The sequence below is a fragment of the Bacillus sp. YH3-2-B2 genome (assembly GCF_053663335.1).
The window spans coordinates 617721-642052 of record NZ_JBSJQE010000003.1 but is presented as its reverse complement, the minus strand read 5'-3'; the positions used below and the strand labels follow the sequence as shown (position 1 = coordinate 642052).

Sequence of the window (24332 nt, the reverse complement as noted above, 5' to 3'; positions counted from 1 at the left end):
GATGTCTATTTTTGACGTGCTAACTGCATCAGCCGAAATGATGCCGAGCCATTATAAAGACATGAGCACCGGAGAAATGGAAAAGCGTGTCGCCGCCATTAAACGGGATTTCGGAAAGCGCCTGTTCATTCCGGGACATCACTATCAAAAAGACGAAGTGATACAATTCGCCGATACGGCAGGTGACTCTCTGCAGCTTGCTCAAGTGGCGGAAAAAAATAAAGAGGCGGAATATATTGTGTTTTGCGGCGTGCATTTTATGGCGGAAACCGCTGATATGCTGACTGATGATAACCAAACCGTCATTTTGCCTGACATGCGCGCCGGATGCTCGATGGCTGATATGGCAGATATTCAGCAGACGGACAAAGCATGGCAAGAGCTTCAAGAACTGTACGGTAACACCATCATTCCGTTAACATATGTTAACTCGACGGCGGAAATTAAAGCATTCGTCGGACGGCACGGAGGAGCGACCGTCACCTCTTCGAATGCCCGGAGTGTGCTGAAATGGGCTTTTAAACAAAAAGAAAGAATTTTATTTTTGCCGGATCAGCATTTAGGCAGAAATACGGCCTATGACCTCGGCATTCCGCTGACAGAAATGGCTGTATGGGACCCGGGGCAGAACCGATTGCTTACTGAACATCCGGAAAACATTAAAGTCATCCTTTGGAAAGGGCATTGCTCCGTACACGAAAAGTTTACAGCGGAAAATATTTCTCAGCTGCGGCAGCGGGATTCCGGCATCCGCATTATCGTTCATCCGGAATGTTCGCGGGAAGTGGTCTCGCTCAGTGACGACAGCGGGTCTACCAAATATATTATTGATACGATTGAACAGGCAGAACCGGGAAGCAAGTGGGCGATCGGCACGGAAATGAATCTTGTTCAGCGCCTCATTCACTCGCACCCGGATAAACAGATTGAATCATTGAATCCCGATATGTGTCCGTGTCTGACAATGAACAGAATCGACCTGCCGCATTTATTGTGGTCGCTTGAGCAGCTTGAAAAAGGCGAGCCGAAGGGTGTCATTAAAGTTCCGGAAGCGGTTCGGACAGAAGCGCTTCGTGCTTTGAACAGAATGCTGAGTCATACGTAATCATAAAAATTTCCCCTCCTTCCCAAATTTTTTATCATCATGCCCAGTCCACCGGCATATAGTGTGAAGAAACGTATTGTAATGACAAATGTACCGTTCACGTTTTGTGCATAGGAGGGGAAAACGTTGAAAATTCATATCGTTCAAAAAGGCGATTCGCTCTGGAAAATAGCTGAAAAATACGGAGTTGATCTTGAAGAGTTAAAAAAACTGAATCATCAGCTTAGCAATCCAGACTTAATTATGCCTGGAATGAAGATAAAGGTGCCTTCAGAAGCCGTTCCGGTCAGAAAAGAGCCCAAGGCCGGCTTCGGAACGTCTGCGCATAAGCATGAGCATCCATATGCCAAAGAAAAACCGAAATCAGTTGTGGACATTGAAGACACCATACCGGAAGAACCGAAGCCGTCAATTCCGTATGTGCCGCCAATCCCTGAAAAGCATGAAAATGTGCTGCCGGAAGCTGATATGAACCAATATTATCCGTCCAATCAGCTGTTTCAGCCGTGGTCGCCTCCTAAGCCGGAGGAACCGGTGACACATTTTGTCGAGCCGAAAGAAAAAGAGCATGACAATAACATTCCACAACAGGAGGAAATGATCAACATGGAAAACGCGAATTACCCGAATATGCCGAAGGCGCCTGAAGCCGGAAAGATGGAAGAAGAAAACGCCGCTTATCATCTGCCGAACATGCCAAACATTCCGAATGTCCCGTTTCCGAATATGCCGGCCGTTGAACCGCCTTTTATGCATTACCCGATGCCGTGCATGCCTTGTCCTTGTCCGGTTCCGGTGACACCGATGCTGCCGGGTTCGGGACTATGCCATCCGTGCTTCCCGGTAGGCGGAGGTTTCGGCGGTTTTGGAGGAGGTTATGGAGGCTTTCCGGTAATGCCGATGCCATTACCGTACGGATTCCATCATCACGGATTCCATCATCCGGGATTTGGGCCGCAAGCGGGTTACGGTGAATATGAGAACCAGGCCCATGAAAATGCAGAGCATTATGATGGTTCTGCATCAGGTTTCGGCGGTGCTCCGTACGGTCAAATGCCGTATTACGGCGGATATTCGTCACATTACGCAAACGCGCCTCATCATGATGGAAAATATAAGGATGATGATTGCGGCTGCCATGATTCACATCACCACCACCATCATCACCACGGTTCACATCACCATCACGCAAATGTGCCTGTGCAGCCGTATCCGAATGTGGGTGCAAACGCCGGATATTTTATGCCTTACGGCGGAGCAAATCCTAATGCCGCGCCGAATCAGCCGAGTCCAAATCAAGTATTCGGACGGCCGGAGGAAGAAGAAGATTAATGTTTCGGGACGATGTATGTCGTTCCTTTTTTTATGTCCAACTGAGGAATGGACATAACTGACAAGCTTAAACCCGCCGTCGGCCGCACATCCTAAACATGAGCGGAAAACGCTCAAACAGCGATGAATCCACGGGGGGTTTTTCCATTGGGTAAAAAACTGATGACGATCGCAGGCGTTTTAGCCGTGACGGCAAGCTTAACGGCATGCGGAGCAAATAATGCCATGAATGACGGACGCTACAATCAGTCAACACGTCCGGTCGGATATTATTCGAATGATAATGATAACGGCAGACGCCAGTACGGAATGGACCATCAAGGACCCGTTTCTGAAATGATGGAAAACCGAAACGGCCGTCATAATACGACAAACGTGTCCGACCAGTATGCGCCTAATGACGGGGTTCCGTTAACGACGGACGGCACATATAACGGCCGAAATGTCAATACGCCGCCGGCAGCAATGTCTTATAATGGGTATGACAACGCCGAAAACATCAGGCTGGCGGCAAAAGTTGCAAACCGCGTGAAAAAAGTAAAAGGCGTACAGGATAGTCAGGTCATCGTGACTGACACGAGAGTCGTCATTGCCGTCAGAACAAATCATCCTTTTACGAAAAATGATGATAAACATGTCAAACATGCGGCCAAAAAATTTGCGGACGGCCGTACAATTCAAGTGTTTACCGACAACGCTACTTTTACAAAGCTGCAAGACATGAACAGAAACAGCCGTTAAACGGGACTGCCGGATGATTTCATCCGGCAGTATTTTTATGGATAAAGCTTCATCATTTCTTTACATATTCTTAAAACGCTCTTTATGTTGCGGTGGTAACATAAAAGTAATAAAACGTAACGGAGGGGCCGGAATGAAAAAAACGGAGCATGACAAAAGCCGCGGAGCAAAAACTGTGTATCTGACCGTAAGGGGATACCGGCTCAAACTGACGCCCGGACAAATGAAACTGATTTCAGCCGGCCGGGCATAATCATCGGGGCAGCCCTCATATAGAGGCTGCTTTTTTTCGGCTGAAACAGACAAATGAAAGAAAACGGTTAAGCACCGGCATCTTTGGTCAAACTAGCATCAAGAGTTTGATTGAATAAAGAGGTGTTATTGGTGAAACGAATTTGCGGTGCTCGTCTATTGTTTATGCTTATCTTATCGGCTGCAGTCCTGATTTGCGGAGGAAAAGGCGCATACGGGGCGGAGGTTGAGCATTACGGGCCGCTTCGGGTGCACGTCCAGCTGGAAAAGGTCTATCTGGACGGTGATGTCGGCATCGAACATACGGATGAAACCGTTTTGGCGATGGAGGATTTTTGGGCCGCATATGCGGGCTGGACGCTCGTTGAGCAGAAAAAAGGCTTCGTCCTTTTCCGTAAGCATGTTGATGACATTTCTCCGCTCAGTAAGGTTAACGGTTATATCGGCGTCACGGACGGAGGCGTCATCTCCACTTTTCACGGCCGTCCCGGATCGCTGGCCGAGCCGATTCAATCTTTCTTCCAGATTGATATAGAAAGGCTGGAAAGCCGATTGCAAAAGCACTTGGAACACGGCATACCGTACAGGACAAAAGCGGAGTTTGAGAGCGTGATCGATCATATTAAGACTTACAGCGGCTGACTTTGACGCAAGACATGTGACACATGTCTTTTTTTTTCTGAATGGAAGGTGTCAAAGCGAACATACGTTAACTTTTCTATAAGACTTTGGCTGTTTTTGTGTTACAATGATAAGCAGTCAAAGAGGTGAATAGGTGTGATTGAATTCGTGAAGGGGACGATTGATTATGTATCTCCCCAATACATCGTGATTGAAAACGGCGGAATCGGCTATCAGGTCTTCACTCCGAACCCGTTTATTTATAAGGTAAGCAATCAAGAGACCATTTTTACGTATCATCATATAAAAGAAGACGCCTTTTCTTTGTACGGTTTTTCAACCCGGGAAGAAAAAGCGCTTTTCACAAAGCTGCTGAACGTCACCGGCATCGGGCCGAAAGGGGCGCTCGCCATCCTCGGTTCCGGTGACCCCGGAGCCGTCATCGAAGCGATCGAACAGGAAGATGAAGCCTTTTTGGTGAAATTTCCGGGTGTGGGCAAAAAAACGGCGCGGCAGATTATTCTTGATTTGAAAGGCAAACTGGCCGACGTCGTGCCTGAAATGATTGACAACCTGTTCAATCATGAAGCGCGCATTGAAAAACAAGAGGCTGAAACGGCGCTTGACGAGGCGCTTGAAGCGCTTAGGGTTCTCGGCTACGCCGAAAAAGAAATTAAAAAAGTGCTTCCTCACTTAAAAGAGGAAACGGCGCTTTCAACAGATCAATATGTGAAAAAAGCATTGCAAAAATTATTAAAGTAAGGTGATGTTCATGGATGAACGGCTCGTTTCAAGTGAAGCAGACAGCCATGAATCAATAATCGAGCAAAGCCTCAGGCCGCAGAATCTCGCCCAGTATATCGGCCAAAAGAAGGTGAAAGAAAATCTGCGCGTGTTTATCGATGCGGCGAAAATGAGGCAGGAAACGCTGGACCACGTTCTTTTATACGGGCCTCCGGGTCTCGGGAAAACAACGCTTGCGTCTATCGTGGCCAATGAGATGGGTGTGGAGATGCGGACGACGTCAGGTCCCGCCATCGAAAGACCGGGAGATTTGGCAGCCATTTTGACGGCGCTCGAACCAGGGGATGTGCTGTTTATAGACGAAATTCACAGGCTGAACCGCTCGATTGAGGAAGTGCTGTACCCGGCGATGGAGGATTTCTGCCTTGATATCGTCATTGGAAAAGGCCCGTCCGCCCGCTCCGTCCGTCTCGACCTTCCCCCTTTTACGCTTGTAGGAGCGACGACAAGGGTCGGATTATTGACCGCACCGCTCAGAGACCGGTTCGGGGTGCTGTCGCGCCTTGAATACTATACGCAGGAAGAGCTGACAGATATCGTGTCAAGAACGGCTGACGTTTTTGAAGTGGATATCGAAGAAGCTCCGGCTCTGGAGATCGCCAGACGGTCAAGGGGAACGCCGCGGGTTGCAAACCGGCTTCTCAGAAGGGTGAGAGATTTTGCCCAGGTGCTCGGCGACAGCCGCATCACGGAAGAAATCGCTCACGACGCGCTCGAACGTCTTCAAGTCGATGCGCTCGGCCTTGACCATATCGACCATAAGCTGCTGATGGGCATGATCGAAAAATTCAGCGGCGGTCCTGTCGGCCTTGATACGATTTCCGCGACAATCGGCGAAGAACCGCATACAATAGAGGATGTGTACGAACCGTATCTGCTGCAGATCGGATTTCTCCAGAGGACGCCGAGGGGACGGGTCGTGACTCCGGCTGTGTATGAACATTTTCGATTGGAGGCGCCCGCCCGTGACTGACTTTCCGAAGGTTCTCATGGTTCTCGGTGCCGTTTTGCTTATTGCCGGCGCAGTCTGGCACTTTGTCGGAAGGCTGCCCGGAGATATTTTCGTTAAGAAGGGAAATGTTACATTTTTCTTTCCCGTTGTCACTTGTATTGTGATCAGTGTGATACTATCCATTCTGCTTAATTTTTTCGGCAGAATGAAATAACAATAGATAGAATAAAGGTGAAATGATGAAAGTCGATTTATTTGATTTTGAACTGCCTGAACGCCTCATTGCCCAAGTGCCGCTGAAAGAGCGTGACGCATCACGGCTGATGGTGCTCAACAAACAGACGGGCGGGCTGACGGACAGTTCGTTTAAAGAGATTGTAAGCTTTTTTAATGAAGGGGATTGTCTCGTCTTGAACAATACCCGTGTGCTGCCTGCAAGATTATTCGGCACAAAAGAAGATACGGGAGCGAAAGTGGAGCTTCTGTTATTAAAACAGGAAGAAAATGATACATGGGAAACGCTCGTAAAGCCGGCGAAACGCGTAAAAAAAGGAACGGTCCTGACATTTGGCGACGGCCGGCTGACAGCGGTCTGCACGGAGGAGCTTGATCACGGAGGCAGAAAAATAGAATTCCGGTATGACGGGATTTTTTACGAAGTGCTTGAATCACTCGGTGAAATGCCGCTGCCTCCTTATATTAAAGAGCAGCTTGATGATAAAGAACGGTATCAGACCGTCTTTTCAAAAGAAATCGGATCTGCCGCAGCTCCGACGGCCGGACTTCATTTTACGGAAGAGATTCTGGACGAGCTGCAGCAAAAGGGTGTGCGGATTGAATTTATCACACTTCATGTGGGACTCGGCACATTCCGCCCGGTCAGTGCGGATGATGTGGAAGAGCATAACATGCACGCGGAATTTTATGAAATGACGGAAGAAACCGCCGCCTCTTTAAACGAGGTCAGAAAGGCGGGAGGGCGCATCGTGTCGGTCGGGACGACATCAACGCGCACCCTGGAAACCATTGCCGGCGAGCATGACGGCGTATTTACCGCTTCAAGCGGCTGGACGTCCATCTTCATTTATCCGGGATATGAATTTAAAGCGATTGACGGCATGATCACCAATTTTCATCTGCCGAAATCTTCCCTTATCATGCTCGTTTCTGCGCTTGCCGGCAGAGAGCATGTTCTTTCCGCCTACCGTCATGCGGTAGAAGAGGAATACCGTTTCTTCAGCTTTGGCGACGCCATGCTGATTATCTAATTTGAATGACAGGAGGCCTCATACAAAGTGGCTGAACAACCGATACGTTATGAATTTATAAAGGAATGCAAACAAACGGGAGCGCGGCTGGGCAGAGTTCATACGCCCCACGGCTCCTTTGAGACGCCTGTATTTATGCCGGTCGGCACGCTTGCTACGGTAAAGACGATGTCTCCGGATGAGCTGAAATCTATGGATGCGGGCATTATTTTAAGCAATACGTACCATTTATGGCTCCGCCCGGGACACGACATTGTAAAAGAAGCGGGCGGGCTTCATAAGTTTATGAACTGGGACCGCGCGATTTTAACAGATTCCGGCGGTTTTCAGGTCTTTTCATTGAGCAAGTTTCGTAATATAGAAGAAGAAGGCGTTCATTTCCGCAATCACTTAAACGGAGACAAGCTGTTTTTATCTCCGGAAAAAGCGATGGAAATTCAAAACGCCCTCGGCTCTGATATCATGATGGCGTTTGATGAGTGTCCGCCGTATCCGGCAGAGTATGATTACATGAAACGCTCTGTGGAACGGACCAGCCGCTGGGCGGAACGCTGCCTGGAGGCGCACGGGCGCTCAGATGAGCAGGGTCTGTTCGGAATCGTACAGGGCGGAGAATACGAAGACCTGCGGACACAAAGTGCAAACGACTTGGTTTCGCTTGATTTTCCGGGGTATGCCATAGGCGGATTATCTGTCGGCGAGCCGAAGCACGTTATGAACCGAGTGCTTGAGTTTACAACTCCGCTTTTACCGAAGGACAAGCCGAGATATTTAATGGGTGTGGGTTCACCGGATGCCTTAATTGACGGCGCCATCCGCGGCGTGGATATGTTTGACTGCGTACTGCCGACCCGGATTGCCCGAAACGGCACGGTGTTTACGAATGAAGGGCGTCTGAATATGAAAAACGCCAAATATGAGCGTGATTTCCGTCCGATTGACGAAGAGTGCAGCTGCCATACATGCAAAAATTACTCCCGCGCTTACATCAGACATTTGATCCGCTGTAATGAAACGTTTGGAATTCGATTAACAACTTACCATAACCTTCATTTTCTGTTACACTTAATGGAGCAGGTCAGACAAGCCATCCGGGAGGATCGTCTTGGTGATTTCCGAGAAGAGTTCTTTGAGCGTTACGGCTATAATAAGCCAAATGCGAAAAGCTTCTAAATAAAACCATTCTTGAAAGGAGGGAAACAGATGGGTACTTTAGGCACAATCGTTCCTATTATTTTAATGTTTGCAGTGCTTTATTTCCTGCTCATCCGTCCGCAGCAAAAGCAGCAGAAGGCCGTACGCCAGATGCAGGAAGAGCTGAAAAAAGGGGATTCAGTGGTGACAATCGGAGGATTGCACGGCACTGTTGATTCAATTGATGAAAGCAAGGTCGTCATTAAAACAGGTGATAACACCCGTTTAACATTTGACCGCCGCGCAATCAGAGAAGCTTCCGCTGAATAACAGCGAAGCTCATACATACAAAAAAAAGAGCGGAGAATCCGCTCTTTTTTTTATTACGCTGATCTGCTTCCTTTCAAATTCACTCCGAAAATGCCGCCCAGCATACTGACTCCCAAAAAGCCGAGATGAAATAAAAGCTGACCGGATGTAAACGTTTTTCCGAACCCTAAATATTGAAACAGCAAGATGATTAATGAAAAACAGACGGCGGTTAACGCTCCGATCATCCAGCCTTTTTCCTTCGCTTTGCCGCCCGATATAAAACCTCCCGCAAATAAAGAAAGAAAAGAAAGCGCGGTGATCAGCCAGCTGAAAGATGATTCTTCCATTGAGGTAACCGTCAGTAAAAGCGAAATCGCCAAACTTGTAAGAAGCATCACCGCAAAAATAGCCACTAAACCGTACAAAACGCCTCTTCCCACTTGTTTCGTTTCTTCCATTTTTATCTCCTCTCCGCACTGCGGCCTGATATATGACAAGCCGGAGCCCGTCTTTTTCTAAATGTATTCTCTGAATGTTCGAATTAGACGTAAATGCATGATGTTCAGCCCGTTTATTACATAATTCAGAGCCGATGGCAAATGCTATGACCGTTGGAGGTGCGATATGGAAGATATTTTCATTATTACGTTTCGTACGATTGTGCTTTATTTTATCATTCTTGTGATTTTCAGACTGATGGGAAAACGGGAAATCGGAGAACTGAGCATTTTAGACCTTGTCGTCTCCATTATGATTGCCGAGATTGCCGTATTGGCAATTGAAAATGTAAAAGATAAGCTTTTGCACACAATAGTGCCGATTGTCGTTTTAATGATTATTCAAGTAAGCCTTGCTTTTATTTCGCTCAAAAGCCAAAAAATACGGCAGCTGCTTGACGGAAAACCCACCATTATTATAAAACAGGGAAAAATTGATGAACGGGCGATGAGATCGCAGCGCTACAATTTTGACGATCTTCTTATGCAGCTGAGGGAGAATAACATCGATAGAATCTCTGACGTGTCGTACGCCATTTTGGAGTCTTCGGGCAAACTGTCAATCGTCAAAAAGAAAAACAATAAGGATAAGCAGATGGAAACATCGCTTATCGTTGACGGGGTCATTCAGAACGAGCATCTGGACAGAATCGGGAAAGATAAACACTGGCTTGAAAAAAATTTAGCAAAAAGAGGATATCGCGATCTTTCGGTTATATCATTCTGCACGTTTACGGACGGCGCTTTTTTTATTGATCTTAAAGATGAAAAAGGGGAGCCATAAATCGGTTTCACCGCGTCACGAACTTGCCGATGACCGGAATCCGGATCAGCTCTTCCCTTTTAATCAGCCTGAATAACAGAAGAAGCGCAATGTACAAAATCGCGGTCATTGCAATCCAGCCTGTGAGATTAACAGCCTCTGATCCTGAAAAATGAACGGCGTGCTTGATGATGCGGCTGATATAACCGCAAATGAATATGACGGCAAAACAGAGCGCGTATTCTTTTATTTTAATGCTGATCGGAAGCACCTTGCTTACGGTGGCCGCATGCAGTAGGGTGACAAGGACCATCCCCGTTACAATCGCAAGTGCGGCGCCCATGATGCCTAAGGAAGGCCTGGTCGCCAAAACAAAAATTAGGCCGGTTTTGACAGCGGCGCCGATAAAACTGTTCATCATGGCGGCCCCGGCTAAATTGAGAGCCTGCAGCACCGCCTGAAGAGGCCCCTGAAAATAGTAAAGCAGAAAAAACGGCGCCATCACTTTAACAAATACCGCCGCATTAGTTGATCCGTACATGACGGACATCAGTTCATCAGCGAAAGAGAATAAAATAACCACCGAAATGCCTCCGCTTAAAAGACACAGCCTCATCGCCTGTTCCAGACGGTATTCGACAACTTGCAGCTTTTTTTGCTCCATTCCTTCACTGATCGCAGGAACAAGCGCCGTTGACAGAGAATAGGTTATAAAGCTGGGCAGCGTCAAAACCGTCATGGCAAATCCGGTCAGCTCCCCGTACTGGCTGGTGGCGGCAGCGGTGGCCACTCCTGCAATCGCAAGGCTCTGCGCGACGACAATAGGTTCAAAAAACCAAGATAAATTTCCGATGAAGCGGCTTCCGGTTGTCGGGAGCGACACGCTCATCAGCTGGCGGAAGGTTTCTTTTCCATTTGCAATCGACTTGAAAAATTGTTTTCTGATTCTGATTGTTTTATTTGCTTTAAAACAAATGAATAAATAAATAAGAGAGGCAAGCTCCCCGATGACAGACGAAATCATGGCTCCTGCTGCGGCATATTCAATCCCGTACGGCAGAAACACCGTCGTGCAGACTGCGACAAGTGAAATCCGCACGATCTGCTCAAGCACTTGGGAAAACGCCAGCGGGTTCATATTCTGTCTGCCCTGAAAGTAACCGCGGAGCACGCTGGAGATCGCGATAATCGGCACGACGGGCGTAATCGCCAGAAGCGGGTAAACCGTGCGCTGATCCGTCAGCATCGTTTCTGACATAATCGGCGCAAAGCATAAAAACAGCGGCGTGAAGATGAGACTTAATATCCCGGTGACGGTAAGCGCCATCACTAAAATGTGTTTCATTTTCTGCCGGTCCCCCCGCGCGCTTGCTTCAGCGACAAGTTTGCTGATGGCAACGGGGAGGCCGAATTGAGTCAAAGTGGTGGCCAAGAAAAATGTCGGGGCAGCCATCATGTATAAACCGACCCCTTCTTCACCGATAAACCGGGCGATAACCACCCGGTTGACAAAGCCGAGCATTCTCGTAATCATCCCGGCTGCAATGAGAATAAGAGTGCCCCTTAAAAAAGTCTGTTTTGCCATTTTATAAACCCCTGCCTTCTCAAACTACCTGGAATCATATACAATAAAGATATGCGCCGATGTCGTCCGAGCATGACAAGTCTTCGAGAAAAATGGAAAAAGGAGCGAGCGCCCAGTGGAGAAACATCCCGCCGAAATGTACAAAGATCATTTGCGGCCTTTCTTGTACAGTAAACTTGAAGAGTTCAAAATCCTCGGATACGATGATGTTGAGCACGAGAGTTTATGGTCATACTTAATACATAAAAAGTGGAAACAGAAAAAGGAACTGCCGCTGCATGAATTGGCCGGTAATATTTTATCAGTTAAAATTGGCGATTTTATGAACTATGCAACCGTTGAAGCTTTTAAGTCGTCTAATTGGCTGGAAAGCGATGAGGGTCAGGAAGCTTTGGATGAACTGCTGAGATAATGATTTGACGGCATAGGTTTAAGGAGGAAATACATAATGAAAAAAGGACGCTTGATTGCGTTTTTCCTGATCGTATTATTGATCGGCACAGGGCTGGGGTATTTTACAAAACCGGCTGCCAATAATATTACGTTAGGATTGGATTTACGCGGCGGGTTTGAAGTTCTGTACGATGTGCAGCCCGTCAAAAAAGGCGATAAAATCACAAAAGACGTGCTCGTCAGCACGGTGCAGGCGCTGAACCGCCGGGCTAACGTTCTCGGCGTAAGCGAGCCGAACATTCAGATTGAAGGAAATAACCGCATACGCGTTCAGCTGGCGGGCGTCACGAATCAGAACAGGGCGCGCGAAATTCTGTCAACGGAAGCGCAGCTCTCGTTCAGGGATACGAATGATAAAGAGCTGTTAAACGGCTCTGATCTCGTGGAAAACGGCGCGAAGCAAACCTTTGATCCGACGACGAACGAACCGATTGTCAGCGTTAAGCTGAAGGATGCGGATAAGTTCGGAGAAGTGACGAAAAAAGTCAAGAAAATGGCCCCTAATAATCAGCTTGTGATCTGGCTTGATTACCAAAAGGGCGATTCATTTAAAAAAGAAGTCGGCAAAAAACATCCGAAATATGTATCCGCTCCGAATGTGAGCCAGGAATTAAACACGAAGGATGTCACGATTGAAGGTCAGTTCACCGTTCAAAAAGCGAAGGACTTGGCCAATATTTTAAACGCGGGTGCGCTGCCTGTGAAACTGACCGAAAAATACTCTACTTCAGTAGGGGCGCAATTCGGACAGCAGGCTTTGCATGATACGGTAGAGGCCGGCATCATCGGTATTGCAATTGTTTTCTTATTTATGCTGCTTTATTACAGACTGCCTGGACTCATAGCGGTCATTACGCTTTCTGTATACGTGTATATTACGCTTCAAGTGTTTGACTGGATGCAGGCGGTGCTGACGCTTCCGGGTATTGCGGCGCTCATTTTGGGTGTCGGGATGGCGGTTGACGCCAACATCATCACCTATGAACGGATAAAAGAAGAACTGAAACTCGGCAAATCCGTCCGCTCAGCTTTCCGTTCAGGGAACAGACGGTCATTTGCGACGATCTTTGATGCGAACATCACAACGATCATCGCAGCGGTCGTGCTCTTTATTTTCGGGACAAGCTCTGTAAAAGGGTTTGCGACGATGCTGATTTTGTCAATACTGACAAGCTTTATTACAGCTGTCTTCCTTTCAAGATTCCTGCTCGCCCTTCTTGTGGAAAGCAGATGGCTTGACCGGAAAAAAAGCTGGTTCGGCGTCAAGAAAAAACATATTATGGACATTCAAAAAACAGATGAAAATACTGAACCGCATACGGCATTCCAGAAATGGGATTTCACGAGCAAACGAAAATATTTCTTTATTTTCTCAAGCGCTGTAACCATTGCGGGAATTATCATCTTACTGGTCTTTAAACTCAACCTGGGAATCGATTTTGCAAGCGGTGCGCGGATTGATGTGCAGAGCAATCATGCATTGACGGCGCAGCAGGTTGAAAAAGACTTTGACTCTCTCGGCATGGATCCGGAAAACATCGTGCTCTCGGGTAAAGAGAACCATGTTGCCGCGGCCCGTTTTGTCGGAGAGCCATCTAAAGAAAAAATCGCTGAAATCAAAACGTACTTTAAGGACAAATACGGATCTGAACCGAACGTCAGCACGGTATCGCCGACAGTCGGAAAAGAACTGGCCCGTAATGCTTTATATGCCGTGGCAATTGCATCAATCGGCATCATTATTTACGTGTCAATCCGTTTCGAGTACAGAATGGCAATCGCCGCGATTGTATCCCTGCTGTATGACGCTTTCTTTATCGTCGCGTTTTTCAGCATTACAAGGCTGGAGGTTGACGTAACCTTTATCGCCGCTATTCTCACCATAATCGGTTACTCGATAAATGATACGATCGTTACATTTGACCGGATACGCGAGCAGATGAAAAAACGCAAGCCGAAGTCATTTGCCGATCTGGAACATATCGTGAATCTGAGTTTGCAGCAAACCTTTACACGTTCGATCAATACGGTCTTGACCGTTGTGATTGTTGTCGTCGTGCTGCTCATTTTGGGCTCATCGTCAATTACAAACTTCTCCGTCGCCTTATTGGTCGGTTTATTGACGGGCGTTTATTCCTCTCTTTACATCGCCGCGCAGCTGTGGCTTGTATGGAAAGGAAAAGAATTTAAAGGGAAAAAATCAATCGAAGAGTAAAAGGAAACAGGCTGTCTTCCGGAAGGCAGCCTGTTTTTTTTAGGCCGCATTGAACTTAAAACCTGCATTTGCTATAATGACATACGCTTACATAATCAATCATCATTGTAAAAACATGTAGGAGGGTTCTTATGAACGTTCGTGAGTCGGAGCTTCCGGGCATCGGCCAGAAAGTAGAAGTCATTACGAAAAATCATGATAAAATCAGTATTATTCTTCATGATGACGGCAGAAAAGAGCTCTATTACTTCGATGAGAATGATCATGACGAATGCTTGGCATCCGTTGAATTTAACGACGAAGAGGCAAGGCAGATTTCCGCTATTTTAGGCGGGATGACGTATAAGCCGAAAGCGCTGGAATCTGTGGAAGTCGCGCTTGATGACCTCGTCATTGAGTGGTTTAAAGCCGAATCTCATGCACCGGCTGTCAGCCGCACAATCGGAGATTTGGAGATCAAGAAACATTACAACGTCCAGATTATTGCGATCGTGAAGAAAAACCGGCAAAAACAGCTGAGTCCCGGTATTGATACCGTAATTGAAGAAGGGGACACCCTCGTCATATCGGGAGAAAGAAGCGGACTGAAAAAGCTGGTCCGCGAGCAGTTGACGGCCCGGATTTCCTGAGGCCGGGGTTTACTCCCGGGAAAATGGGGGAAAAGATAAGAAAATAATTGGGGGCAGACGCATGAATAAACAATGGACTATTATATTCGCTTTACTATTTACTCTGATTGTCGCCATCTTTGCTGTCATTAACGTGCGGGCGGTTGAGGTTGATTATCTGTTCGGAACCGCTGAATGGCCGCTGATTTTAGTCATTTTAGGCTCTGTGTTAATGGGAGCGCTGATCGTGTTTTCAGCCGGTATATTTCAAGTGATGAAACTGAAGCGCGAAATTAAAATGCTGCGGAAAGAAAACAGATCCGCAGGTGAATTGACGGCTGATTCGGACGGCAAAAAAACAGCCGCTGCGCCGGAAGAAATGCTTGAAGAGAAAAAAGGATCAGAATAACATTTGAAACCCCTCAGTCCGCTCTAGTATAATAGGGTGGTTGAGGGGTGAATTTATGTTAGCGTCAAAAATGCGCTGGGAAATCCAGCAGCCGGATCAGGAAAAAGTCAAATCACTCACAGAACAATTGGACATAACACCTCTTGTGGCATCACTGCTTGTAAAAAGAGGTTTTGATACTGCCGAAAGCGCAAGGCTGTTTTTACATACAAAGGATGCAGACTTTTATGACCCGTATGAATTAAAGGGAATGCGGGAAGCAGTTGATCGGATAAAACTGGCGGTTTCTCAAGGGGAACCGATTATGATTTACGGAGATTACGATGCAGACGGCGTTACAAGCACGTCAGTGATGCTGACGGCACTCAGACAGCTGTCGGCGGACGTTGACTTTTATATTCCCGACCGTTTTACAGAAGGCTACGGCCCGAATGAACAAGCTTTCCGCTCCATAAAAGAGCGGGGATTTTCGCTGATCATTACAGTGGATACGGGAATCGCCGCCGTCCATGAAGCTGAAGTCGCAAAAGAGCTGGGCTTAGACGTCATTATTACCGACCACCATGAGCCGGGACCCGAGCTTCCTGACGTATTTGCGATCATCCACCCGAAGCAGCCGGGATGCGGCTATCCGTTTAAAGAATTGGCCGGCGTCGGTGTGGCGTTTAAGCTTGCCCACGCGCTTACGGGTTCTTTGCCGGAAGCTATGCTGGACTTGGCGGCAATCGGTACGGTTGCAGATCTGGTGCCTCTTCATGATGAAAACAGATTAATTGCGTCACTCGGAATTGAAAGGCTTCGGACGACAAATCGGCCGGGCCTCAAAGCTCTGATTAAGCTTTCCGGCGGAGATATCGGACAAGCTGATGAGGAAACGATCGGATTTCAGGTCGCACCGAGGCTCAATGCCGTCGGAAGAATAGAACAGGCCGATCCCGCCGTTCACCTGCTGATGACCGAAGATCAGTTTGAAGCGGAGGAACTGGCTTCGGATATTGACCGGCTGAATAAAGAGCGGCAGAAAATGGTGAAAACCATGACCGAAGAGGCTGTTGAAATGGTTCAGCAGCAAGGCGGAAACCCGTCTGCCATTGTAGTGGCAAAAGCCGGCTGGAATCCGGGAGTCGTCGGTATTGTCGCATCGAAGCTGGCTGAACGTTTTTACCGGCCCGCTGTTGTGCTTGGAATAGATGAGGAGCAGGGAATCGCCAAAGGGTCGGCGCGAAGCATCAGAGGCTTCAACCTTTTTACGAGCCTTTCACAGTGCAGAGACATTCTTCCTCATTTTGGCGGGCATCCGATGGCGGCCGGAATGACGTTGAAGGCTGAAGATGTGGCGGAATTAAGGGACAGGCTGAATCAAATGGCTGAAGAAACCCTTACGGAAGAGGATTTTATTCCCGTTCAGGAGGTTGATCTTGTCTGCGGCGTTGAAGACATAACCGTTGAAAGCATTACAGAATTGAATATGCTGTCGCCGTTCGGCATGCTTAACCCTAAACCGCATGTGATGGTGAAAAATGCCGTGCTTGATGATGTGCGCCTGATCGGAGCGAATAAAAACCACGTAAAAATGACGGTGAAAAGTGATTCCGCCGTCCTTGACTGCGTCGGCTTTAACAAAGGAGAGCTGGAAGCCGGAGTTGTTCCCGGATCAACGATTTCCATTGTCGGCGAGATGTCCATTAATGAATGGAACAACAGAAAGAAGCCCCAGCTGATGATTAAAGATGCTGCGGTGCCGGAATGGCAGCTTTTTGATATCCGGGGCAAGCGGACGTGGGAAGACACGGTCACCGCGCTGCCGAAGGAAAAACGGGTGCTCATCTGCTTTAACGAAAAAACCGCTCAGAAGCTCCGTGAAAAAGAGCTGTCGGGCGAGCTTGCCGAGATCACTTCGGAATCCGAGGCGGAAGTTCTCCAGCTTGACGGAAAATATGCCGTTTTTCTGGATGTGCCGCCGTCAGCGGATCGCCTGCAGCATTTGCTTGACGGAAAGAAGCCGGAACGGATTTATTTTGTTTTTATCAATCATGAAGAACATTTCCTGTCCTCATTTCCATCGCGGAATGATTTCAAGTGGTTTTACGCATTTCTCTTGAAAAGGGGCGCTTTTGACTTCGGCAAGCATGGTTCAGAGCTTGCGAGACACAGAGGATGGTCAATTGACACAATCAATTTTATGACAAAGGTGTTTTTTGATCTCGGTTTTGTTAAAATAGAAGATGGTGTGCTGTCTGTCGTGAGCGGCGCGAAAAAACGCGACCTGGCAGATTCGCAAACCTATCAGGTAAAACAGCAGCTGATGGAATTAGACCAGAAGCTCAATTATTCCGCAGCCCATGAGCTGAAGGAATGGCTGAATAAGCTGATGAACCAAGGTTCAGAGGCTTATGAAAGTACGAGGAGGACATAGAACAGATGGATCTTAAAAAATACGTAACAATTGTGCCCGATTACCCGAAAGAAGGCGTACAATTTAAAGATATTACGACATTGATGGACAAAGGCGACGTATACCGTTACGCCACTGACCAAATTGTTGAATATGCAAAAGAAAAAGAAATTGATTTAGTTGTCGGGCCTGAAGCGCGTGGCTTTATTATCGGCTGTCCGGTTGCATACGCGCTCGGAGTCGGCTTTGCCCCGGTTCGGAAAGAAGGGAAACTTCCGCGTGAGGTCATTAAAGTCGATTACGGTTTGGAGTACGGAAAAGACGTACTGACGATTCATAAAGATGCGATCCTGCCGGGACAGCGCGTGCTGATTACTGATGACTTGCTTGCAACAGGCGGCACGATCGAAGCAACGATTAAGCTTGTCGAAGAACTGGGCGGCGTCGTAGCCGGTATTGCATTCTTAATCGAGCTTTCTTACCTTGACGGCAGAGACAAGCTTGACGATTACGATATTTTAACATTAATGAAATATTAACCGCATATGGAAAAAAGCACTCGTGTCAGGGTGCTTTTTTCCTATTATTTCATCATCCTGACAGATTCTTTAGGTGTTTTGAACTTCTGCCCTTTACATCTCTCGTTTTTTTCTTGATAATAAACTAATACAGTTTACATTTAAAAAAGGTGATTCCATGGCGAACGAACAAGTATTGACTGCCGAGCAAGTAATAGATAAAGCGCGCACTTATCTGCCGGAGGAGCAGATTGCGTTTGTTGAGAAAGCTTACCTGTATGCGCAAGACGCGCATCGCGAACAGTACCGCAAATCAGGTGAGCCGTACATCATTCATCCGATTCAGGTGGCGGGGATCCTCGTCGATCTGGAAATGGACCCTTCCACAATTGCGGGCGGATTTCTGCATGATGTGGTGGAGGACACGGATGTCACCCTCGACGACCTGAAGGAAGCATTTTCTGAAGAAGTGGCGATGCTTGTCGACGGCGTGACGAAGCTCGGTAAAATTAAGTATAAATCTCAAGAGGAGCAGCAGGCGGAAAACCATCGAAAAATGTTTGTCGCTATGGCTCAGGATATCAGAGTCATATTGATCAAGCTGGCGGATCGCCTTCACAATATGCGGACGTTAAAGCATCTTCCGCAGGAAAAGCAGCGGAGAATTTCAAATGAGACGCTGGAGATTTTCGCTCCGCTGGCCCATCGGCTCGGGATTTCTAAGATCAAATGGGAGCTGGAAGACACCGCTCTCCGTTATTTGAATCCTCAGCAATATTACAGAATCGTCAACCTCATGAAGAAAAAGCGCGCGGAACGCGAACTTTATGTCGAAGAGGTTGTCAATGAAGTGAAAAAACGCGTTGAAGAAGTGAATATTAAAGCGGACTTTTCAGGACGTCCGAAGCACATCTACAGCATTTACCGCAAGATGGCGCTGCAAAATAAACAGTTCAATGAAATATATGATCTGCTCGCCGTCCGTATTCTTGTCGGAAGCATTAAAGACTGCTACGCCGTACTCGGCATTATTCATACGTGCTGGAAGCCGATGCCGGGCAGATTCAAAGATTATATTGCGATGCCTAAGCCGAATATGTATCAGTCTCTGCATACGACCGTAATCGGGCCTAAAGGCGATCCGCTGGAAGTGCAGATCAGAACGTTTGAGATGCATGAGATCGCTGAATACGGGGTGGCCGCACACTGGGCATATAAAGAAGGCAAGGCTGCAAACGAAGAAGCGACATTTGAGAAAAAACTGTCCTGGTTCCGTGAAATTCTGGAATTCCAAAACGAGTCTACCGATGCGGAAGAATTTATGGAATCGCTGAAAATCGATCTGTTTTCTGACATGGTATACGTATTTACGCCAAAAGGCGATGTCATTGAACTGCCGTCAGGCTCTGTGCCGATTGATTTTTCCTACAGGATCCATTCGGAGATCGGCAACAAAACAATCGGGGCGAAAGTGAACGGAAAAATGGTGACGCTTGACCATAAGCTCCGGACGGGCGACATCGTCGAGATTCTGACGTCCAAGCATTCTTACGGTCCGAGCCAAGACTGGGTCAAACTGGCGCAGACGTCCCAGGCGAAACACAAAATCCGCCAATTCTTTAAGAAACAGCGCCGGGAAGAAAACGTCGAAAAAGGCCGTGAGCTTGTCGAGAAAGAAATTAAAAATCTTGATTTTGAAGTGAAAGATGTTTTAACACTCGAAAATCTTCAAAAAGTTGCCGACAAGTTCAATTTCTCAAATGAAGAGGATATGTACGCGGCGGTCGGATATAACGGCATTACCGCTCTTCAGGTGGCCAACAGGCTCACCGAAAAAGAACGGAAGCTGCGTGACCAGGAAGAGCAGGAAAAAATCGTTCAGGAAGTCACTTCCGAGCCGAAACATTATCCGCAAGGGAGAAAACGGGAAGCGGGTGTGCGCGTAAAAGGCATTGACAACCTTCTCGTCCGCTTGTCGAAATGCTGCAACCCGGTGCCGGGCGACCATATTGTCGGTTTTATTACAAAAGGGCGCGGTGTATCCGTTCACCGGGATGACTGTCCGAACGTCAAAACGAATGAAGCGCAGGAACGTTTGATCCCCGTTGAATGGGAGCATGAATCACAGGTTCAAAGGCGCAAAGAATATAACGTTGAGATTGAGATTTTGGGGTATGACCGTCTCGGGCTTTTAAATGAGGTGCTCCAAGCCGTAAATGAAACGAAAACCAACATCTCCTCTGTCTCCGGCAAATCCGACCGCAATAAAGTCGCTACGATTCATATGGCGATTTTTATTCAAAACATCAATCATCTGCACAAAGTGGTCGAGCGGATTAAACAGATCAGAGACATCTATTCAGTCCGCCGGGTAATGAACTAAAAGGAGCTTGCTATGAAATTAGTTGTTCAGCGTGTAACAGAAGCGAGTGTGACGGTTGACGGCGCTGTCGCCGGCCGGATCGGACCCGGTATTATGGCGCTTGTCGGTATCACTCATGAAGATACAGAAGAAGATGCCGCTTACTTGGCGGATAAAATCGTGAATCTTCGGATTTTTGATGATGAAAGCGGCAAGATGAATTTATCGCTTTTGGATACGGGCGGGGAGATTTTATCCGTTTCCCAGTTTACGCTTTACGGCGAAACGAAGAAAGGGAGACGCCCGAATTTTATGAATGCGGCTAAACCGGATCAGGCTGTGCTCCTTTATGAAAAGTGGAACGAACTCCTTCGGGAAAAAGGAGTCAAAGTGGAAACCGGAATATTCGGAGCCATGATGGATGTTCAGCTGACGAATTCCGGGCCGATTACATTGATTATGGATTCTAAACAATAAAAAAGCTGCCGTTCGGCAGCTTTTTTTATGATTGAAAATAATGTTCCAATCCGCTTTCAATTCCGTCTGTCACTTTTTCCTGGTAAGAGCCGCTATGTATGATTGTTTCTTCTTGCGGTTGACTGAGATAGCCGAGCTCATACAGCATGGCAGGCCGTTTATTTTCCCTCAGAACGTAATAATCGCCAAACAGAACGCCGCGATCAGGAATAGGGGAACGCTTCACTACTTCAGAATGGACGTCTGAGGCAAGCTGGCGGTCCTTAGACGGACTGTAATAATAAGCCGTGCTTCCCCGCGTTGACGTATCGGCATAGCTGTCATAGTGGATGCTGATAAAGGCATCCGCATTCCGGTAATGAGAGGTTGAAACCCTGGCCTGCAGGCTGATAAATGTATCATCCTGTCTGGTGATATACACGTTTGCACCGGCCGCTCTCAATTTTTGGGCCAGCAGCTTAGCGGTTTTAATCGTTACGTTTTTTTCAAACTTTCCGGAGTAGCCGATCGTTCCGCTGTCTTTTCCTCCGTGTCCGGGATCAACGACGATCGTTTTGTTTTTAAGTGAGCCGCTGCCGCCTGACGTGTTGGGAGAAGGTGCTTCGCCTGTTTCCTCACCGCTTTTTGACGTTTGTACGACCCAGTCTGCCACATATGCGGTTTGTCCGTTCTCAAGCCGGACTTCATACCATTTGCCGCTTGAGCCGACAATCGGGTAGGCTGCGCCTTTATCTGCCCTTTTTACGATAGAAGCGGAAGTCGAGGCCGAGCTCCTTAAGTTGGTGCCGCCGTAAACAATATACGCTTTTTTCGAGGAGCCTGAGCCCGCAGAACCGTCTCCCGAGCCGGATGCGCTGCCCGATGAGTCAGAATCCTTTATGATGTAGTGGCTTGCTGCCCAGCCTTTTTGACCGTTTGCTTCAATTTTCAGCCAGCCGTGGTCTTCACTTAAGATGGAAACCTTTGTTCCGCGTGATAATTTAGTCATAATCGCTGAATCATGTGACGCTGCACTTCTGACATTCAATGAAGAAACGCCGACAGTCCCGCTTTTTGACCCGCTTCGGGCCGAAGTTGCTTTCGTATCCGATCCGCCGCTGTCCGCGGTGACGTATTCGGAAGAAACCCACCCGGTTGTGCCTTGATAAGAAATGTTCACCCATCCGCTGTTCTTGTCCAGCACGGATGCATGCGCGCCTTGCGGAAGTTTGCCGATGACTTCATACGATGTCCCCGGGCCTTTTCTGATGCGGAGGTCAGGATCGGTGGAAGTGACCGTTCCGCTTGTTGCGGATGAATTGTCTGCTCCCCCGGCTGTTTTTGATATCAGCCAGGAAACGACCCATCCGGTTTTACCTGGGCTCAGCTGAAGCTGTACCCAGTCTCCCTCTTCTTTAGTGATCGGGTATCTTTCCCCTTTTTTCACTTCAGCCTTAATTCCGTAGCTCAGGCCGGGACCGCCTCTGACATTGATCTTGTCTGTCGCGATGACCGCTTCTCCTTCGGCGGCGATTGCGGTGTGAAATGACGGAAGAAGCGCTGTGATGATGACGCCGCATAAAATAAGAGCAAGAGTTCTCTTCTTCATGGCTGTCCTCCTTTCTGAACTAACTAAAATACATTCTTGTATAATATCGTATTTTCCTTGCTGAATGTTAAATAAAAATAAAATGGTTTGTTTATACTAGTCATAAATACAGCGAAAAGGTGTGCAAATCATGAAATATCAACCAAAAATGGGACGCGCGCTGCACGATGCGGAAGGAAATCTGCACTTCAGTGATCAGAGCGATAGAGAAAAGGCGGGTTTTCTAGAAGAGACGTCGACGGAGTTCGGTCTCTTATCGAAAGAAGCGGTCGCAAGGAAAAACAGACGGAATAAAACTTGACAGGGGAGTGCAATCCCATTATTATAATAGAAATTGATGTACATAAGTCATGATAACGATTTTGAACCGATAATGGAGAAGAGTAGGTCAGAATGCATGGAGAAGAGAGGAACCGTCCCGGGCTGAAAGCGGATCCGCACTGCATCTTTCTCGAAACAACACTCCGGAGGTTCCCTGCTGAACGCTTTTGCAAGTCATTAGGCAGCGGACGTGAACCTGCGTTAAAGGTCAGAGCGGGGATGCTTCGGCATTCCAACTAGGGTGGCACCACGGGTATAACTCTCGTCCCTACTATACATGTATAGTAGGAGCGGGAGTTTTTTTATTTGAAGAAAGACATTAAGGAGGCCTGTAACATGGCATATCACATTCCAAGAGGCACACAGGACATACTGCCGGGTGAATCAGACAGATGGCAGTTCGTCGAACAAATTATGAGAGAGACGTGCCGCACTTATCAATATAAAGAAATCCGCACGCCGATCTTCGAGCATACGGAATTATTCGCAAGAGGCGTCGGTGAGTCTACAGATATCGTGCAGAAAGAAATGTACACGTTTGAAGACCGTAAAGGGAGAAGCCTGACGCTTCGGCCGGAAGGAACAGCCGCCGCAGTCCGCGCGTTCAATGAAAATAAATTATTTGCGAACCCGGTGCAGCCGACGAAGCTTTATTATGTCGGACCGATGTTCCGTTACGAACGTCCGCAGACAGGGCGTTTCCGCCAATTTTATCAATTCGGAATTGAAGCGATCGGCTCCAAAGATCCGGCCGTGGATGCAGAAGTCATTGCGCTTGCGATGAGTATTTACCGTAAAGCCGGTTTGAAACATGTCAAGCTTGTGCTGAACAGCCTTGGTGACCAGGAGAGCCGCAAATCCTACCGGGAAGCGCTCGTCAAACATTTTGAACCGCGCATCGGAGAATTTTGCTCAGACTGCCAGTCGCGTCTGCACACAAACCCGCTCAGAATTCTTGACTGCAAGAAAGACAGAGAGCATGAACTGATGAAAACGGCTCCGTCCATTCTTGATTACTTAAATGAAGAATCAGCCGCTTATTTTGAGAAAGTAAAACAATACTTAAACGATCTCGGCATCCCGTTCGAAATAGATCCGAACCTTGTCAGAGGGCTTGATTATTATAACCATACCGCTTTTGAAATTATGAGCAATGCCGAAGGATTCGGAGCGATTACAACCCTTGCCGGCGGGGGCCGCTATGACGGGCTTGTTGAACAGATCGGCGGACCTGAAGCGCCGGGTATCGGATTTGCGATGAGCATCGAACGTCTGCTGGCAGCCATTGACGCTGAGAAAACAGAGCTTCCCGTCAATCAGGGGATTGATTGCTACATCGTGACGCTCGGAGAAAAAGCGAAGGATTATTCCGTTTCCCTTGTGTACAAACTGAGAGAAGCGGGCATCTCAAGTGAAATCGATTATGAAAATAAAAAGATGAAGGGCCAATTCAAAACGGCTGACCGTCTCGGCGCACGTTTTATTGCGATTTTAGGGGAAGATGAGCTTGCTCAAAATAAAATCAATGTAAAAGATGCGGAAACAGGAGAGCAGCGTGAAGTGGTGTTAGACGAGCTGATACAAGTGTTAAAGGCAGATCAAAAGCAGTGAAGGAGAGGA

At 47.6% G+C, this 24332-nt stretch carries 25 protein-coding genes and 1 other annotated feature; of the genes, 22 read left to right on the top strand and 3 right to left on the bottom strand.

All coding sequences use genetic code 11. From position 1 onward, the window contains the following. Nucleotide 1 precedes the first annotated feature (1 nt). The 11 genes from nadA to yajC all read left to right on the top strand — a co-directional run bounded on the left by nadA (nt 2) and on the right by yajC (nt 8539). The gene (gene nadA, locus ACWJJX_RS13400; protein WP_060674719.1) at nt 2-1105 is read left to right on the top strand and encodes a quinolinate synthase NadA; all 1104 of its coding nucleotides are present in this window, start codon (nt 2-4) and stop codon (nt 1103-1105) included. 126 nt (nt 1106-1231) lie between these two features. Further along, the gene (gene safA / locus ACWJJX_RS13395; protein ID WP_176283445.1) at nt 1232-2437 is read left to right on the top strand and encodes a spore coat assembly protein SafA; all 1206 of its coding nucleotides are present in this window, start codon (nt 1232-1234) and stop codon (nt 2435-2437) included. 147 nt (nt 2438-2584) lie between these two features. Next, complete coding sequence (locus tag ACWJJX_RS13390) at nt 2585-3178, top strand: YhcN/YlaJ family sporulation lipoprotein (RefSeq protein ID WP_069013531.1); 594 nt, start codon at nt 2585-2587, stop codon at nt 3176-3178. A 133-nt stretch (nt 3179-3311) separates the two neighbouring features. Then, nucleotides 3312-3431: a hypothetical protein gene (locus ACWJJX_RS13385; protein WP_007612850.1), complete on the top strand. Its 120-nt coding sequence runs from the start codon at nt 3312-3314 to the stop codon at nt 3429-3431. Between the two features lie 131 nt (nt 3432-3562). Further along, the gene (locus ACWJJX_RS13380; RefSeq protein ID WP_012118093.1) at nt 3563-4072 is read left to right on the top strand and encodes an intercompartmental signaling factor BofC; all 510 of its coding nucleotides are present in this window, start codon (nt 3563-3565) and stop codon (nt 4070-4072) included. A gap of 135 nt (nt 4073-4207) precedes the next feature. Further along, nucleotides 4208-4813: a Holliday junction branch migration protein RuvA gene (ruvA, locus tag ACWJJX_RS13375; protein WP_003152683.1), complete on the top strand. Its 606-nt coding sequence runs from the start codon at nt 4208-4210 to the stop codon at nt 4811-4813. Nucleotides 4814-4823: 10 nt separating this feature from the next. Continuing rightward, the gene (gene ruvB / locus ACWJJX_RS13370; RefSeq protein WP_003152685.1) at nt 4824-5828 is read left to right on the top strand and encodes a Holliday junction branch migration DNA helicase RuvB; all 1005 of its coding nucleotides are present in this window, start codon (nt 4824-4826) and stop codon (nt 5826-5828) included. Further along, nucleotides 5821-6021 carry a DUF2905 domain-containing protein gene (locus ACWJJX_RS13365; protein WP_003152687.1) on the top strand — a complete coding sequence of 67 codons (201 nt, stop codon included), beginning with the start codon at nt 5821-5823 and terminating at the stop codon, nt 6019-6021. Before ruvB ends, ACWJJX_RS13365 begins: the two co-directional genes overlap by 8 nt. 25 nt (nt 6022-6046) lie before the next feature. Continuing rightward, entirely contained in the window at nt 6047-7075 is a 1029-nt protein-coding gene (gene queA / locus ACWJJX_RS13360; RefSeq protein ID WP_173613486.1) for a tRNA preQ1(34) S-adenosylmethionine ribosyltransferase-isomerase QueA, read from the top strand. A gap of 27 nt (nt 7076-7102) precedes the next feature. Continuing rightward, the gene (gene tgt, locus ACWJJX_RS13355; protein WP_172614868.1) at nt 7103-8248 is read left to right on the top strand and encodes a tRNA guanosine(34) transglycosylase Tgt; all 1146 of its coding nucleotides are present in this window, start codon (nt 7103-7105) and stop codon (nt 8246-8248) included. Between the two features lie 30 nt (nt 8249-8278). Further along, complete coding sequence (gene yajC, locus ACWJJX_RS13350) at nt 8279-8539, top strand: preprotein translocase subunit YajC (protein ID WP_003152695.1); 261 nt, start codon at nt 8279-8281, stop codon at nt 8537-8539. Between the two features lie 53 nt (nt 8540-8592). On the opposite strand, the gene ACWJJX_RS13345 is transcribed toward yajC, so the two are convergent. Further along, complete coding sequence (locus ACWJJX_RS13345) at nt 8593-8979, bottom strand: TIGR04086 family membrane protein (RefSeq protein ID WP_003152697.1); 387 nt, start codon at nt 8977-8979, stop codon at nt 8593-8595. A gap of 166 nt (nt 8980-9145) precedes the next feature. Between ACWJJX_RS13345 and ACWJJX_RS13340 the strand changes: the two genes are divergently transcribed. Then, nucleotides 9146-9802 carry a DUF421 domain-containing protein gene (locus ACWJJX_RS13340; protein ID WP_003152699.1) on the top strand — a complete coding sequence of 219 codons (657 nt, stop codon included), beginning with the start codon at nt 9146-9148 and terminating at the stop codon, nt 9800-9802. Nucleotides 9803-9809: 7 nt separating this feature from the next. Here the strand turns inward: ACWJJX_RS13340 and spoVB are convergent, their stop codons facing one another. Beyond that, nucleotides 9810-11366, bottom strand: coding sequence for a stage V sporulation protein B (spoVB, locus tag ACWJJX_RS13335; RefSeq protein ID WP_454023030.1), 1557 nt, complete (start codon nt 11364-11366; stop codon nt 9810-9812). A 115-nt stretch (nt 11367-11481) separates the two neighbouring features. Between spoVB and ACWJJX_RS13330 the strand changes: the two genes are divergently transcribed. The 8 genes from ACWJJX_RS13330 to dtd all read left to right on the top strand — a co-directional run bounded on the left by ACWJJX_RS13330 (nt 11482) and on the right by dtd (nt 20803). Then, a complete protein-coding gene (locus tag ACWJJX_RS13330) occupies nt 11482-11778 on the top strand; it encodes a post-transcriptional regulator (RefSeq protein ID WP_003152702.1) in 297 nt (98 codons plus the stop codon). A gap of 36 nt (nt 11779-11814) precedes the next feature. Then, entirely contained in the window at nt 11815-14034 is a 2220-nt protein-coding gene (gene secDF / locus ACWJJX_RS13325) for a protein translocase subunit SecDF (RefSeq protein ID WP_003152704.1), read from the top strand. A gap of 131 nt (nt 14035-14165) precedes the next feature. Beyond that, nucleotides 14166-14663, top strand: a complete 498-nt coding sequence (locus tag ACWJJX_RS13320; RefSeq protein ID WP_012118088.1) for a cation:proton antiporter regulatory subunit — start codon at nt 14166-14168, stop codon at nt 14661-14663. Nucleotides 14664-14724: 61 nt separating this feature from the next. Continuing rightward, entirely contained in the window at nt 14725-15051 is a 327-nt protein-coding gene (locus ACWJJX_RS13315) for a LapA family protein (protein WP_071391555.1), read from the top strand. A gap of 55 nt (nt 15052-15106) precedes the next feature. After that, nucleotides 15107-17467, top strand: coding sequence for a single-stranded-DNA-specific exonuclease RecJ (gene recJ / locus ACWJJX_RS13310; protein WP_454023029.1), 2361 nt, complete (start codon nt 15107-15109; stop codon nt 17465-17467). 5 nt (nt 17468-17472) lie between these two features. After that, on the top strand, nt 17473-17985 hold the full coding sequence (locus tag ACWJJX_RS13305; RefSeq protein ID WP_003152714.1) for an adenine phosphoribosyltransferase: 513 nt from the start codon (nt 17473-17475) through the stop codon (nt 17983-17985). 157 nt (nt 17986-18142) lie between these two features. Further along, on the top strand, nt 18143-20347 hold the full coding sequence (gene relA, locus ACWJJX_RS13300; RefSeq protein ID WP_060674703.1) for a GTP diphosphokinase: 2205 nt from the start codon (nt 18143-18145) through the stop codon (nt 20345-20347). 12 nt (nt 20348-20359) lie between these two features. Further along, on the top strand, nt 20360-20803 hold the full coding sequence (gene dtd / locus ACWJJX_RS13295) for a D-aminoacyl-tRNA deacylase (protein WP_007408194.1): 444 nt from the start codon (nt 20360-20362) through the stop codon (nt 20801-20803). A gap of 25 nt (nt 20804-20828) precedes the next feature. Here the strand turns inward: dtd and ACWJJX_RS13290 are convergent, their stop codons facing one another. Next, nucleotides 20829-22391: an SH3 domain-containing protein gene (locus tag ACWJJX_RS13290; protein WP_060674701.1), complete on the bottom strand. Its 1563-nt coding sequence runs from the start codon at nt 22389-22391 to the stop codon at nt 20829-20831. 130 nt (nt 22392-22521) lie between these two features. On the opposite strand from ACWJJX_RS13290, the gene ACWJJX_RS13285 reads away from it, so the two are divergent. Both ACWJJX_RS13285 and hisS read left to right on the top strand, forming a co-directional pair. Next, on the top strand, nt 22522-22692 hold the full coding sequence (locus tag ACWJJX_RS13285; protein WP_094247699.1) for a YrzK family protein: 171 nt from the start codon (nt 22522-22524) through the stop codon (nt 22690-22692). Between the two features lie 60 nt (nt 22693-22752). Beyond that, nucleotides 22753-22985 (top strand) — a binding site (T-box leader). A 63-nt stretch (nt 22986-23048) separates the two neighbouring features. Continuing rightward, entirely contained in the window at nt 23049-24323 is a 1275-nt protein-coding gene (gene hisS, locus ACWJJX_RS13280; RefSeq protein WP_007612829.1) for a histidine--tRNA ligase, read from the top strand. The last annotated feature ends 9 nt before the right edge of the window (nt 24324-24332 follow it).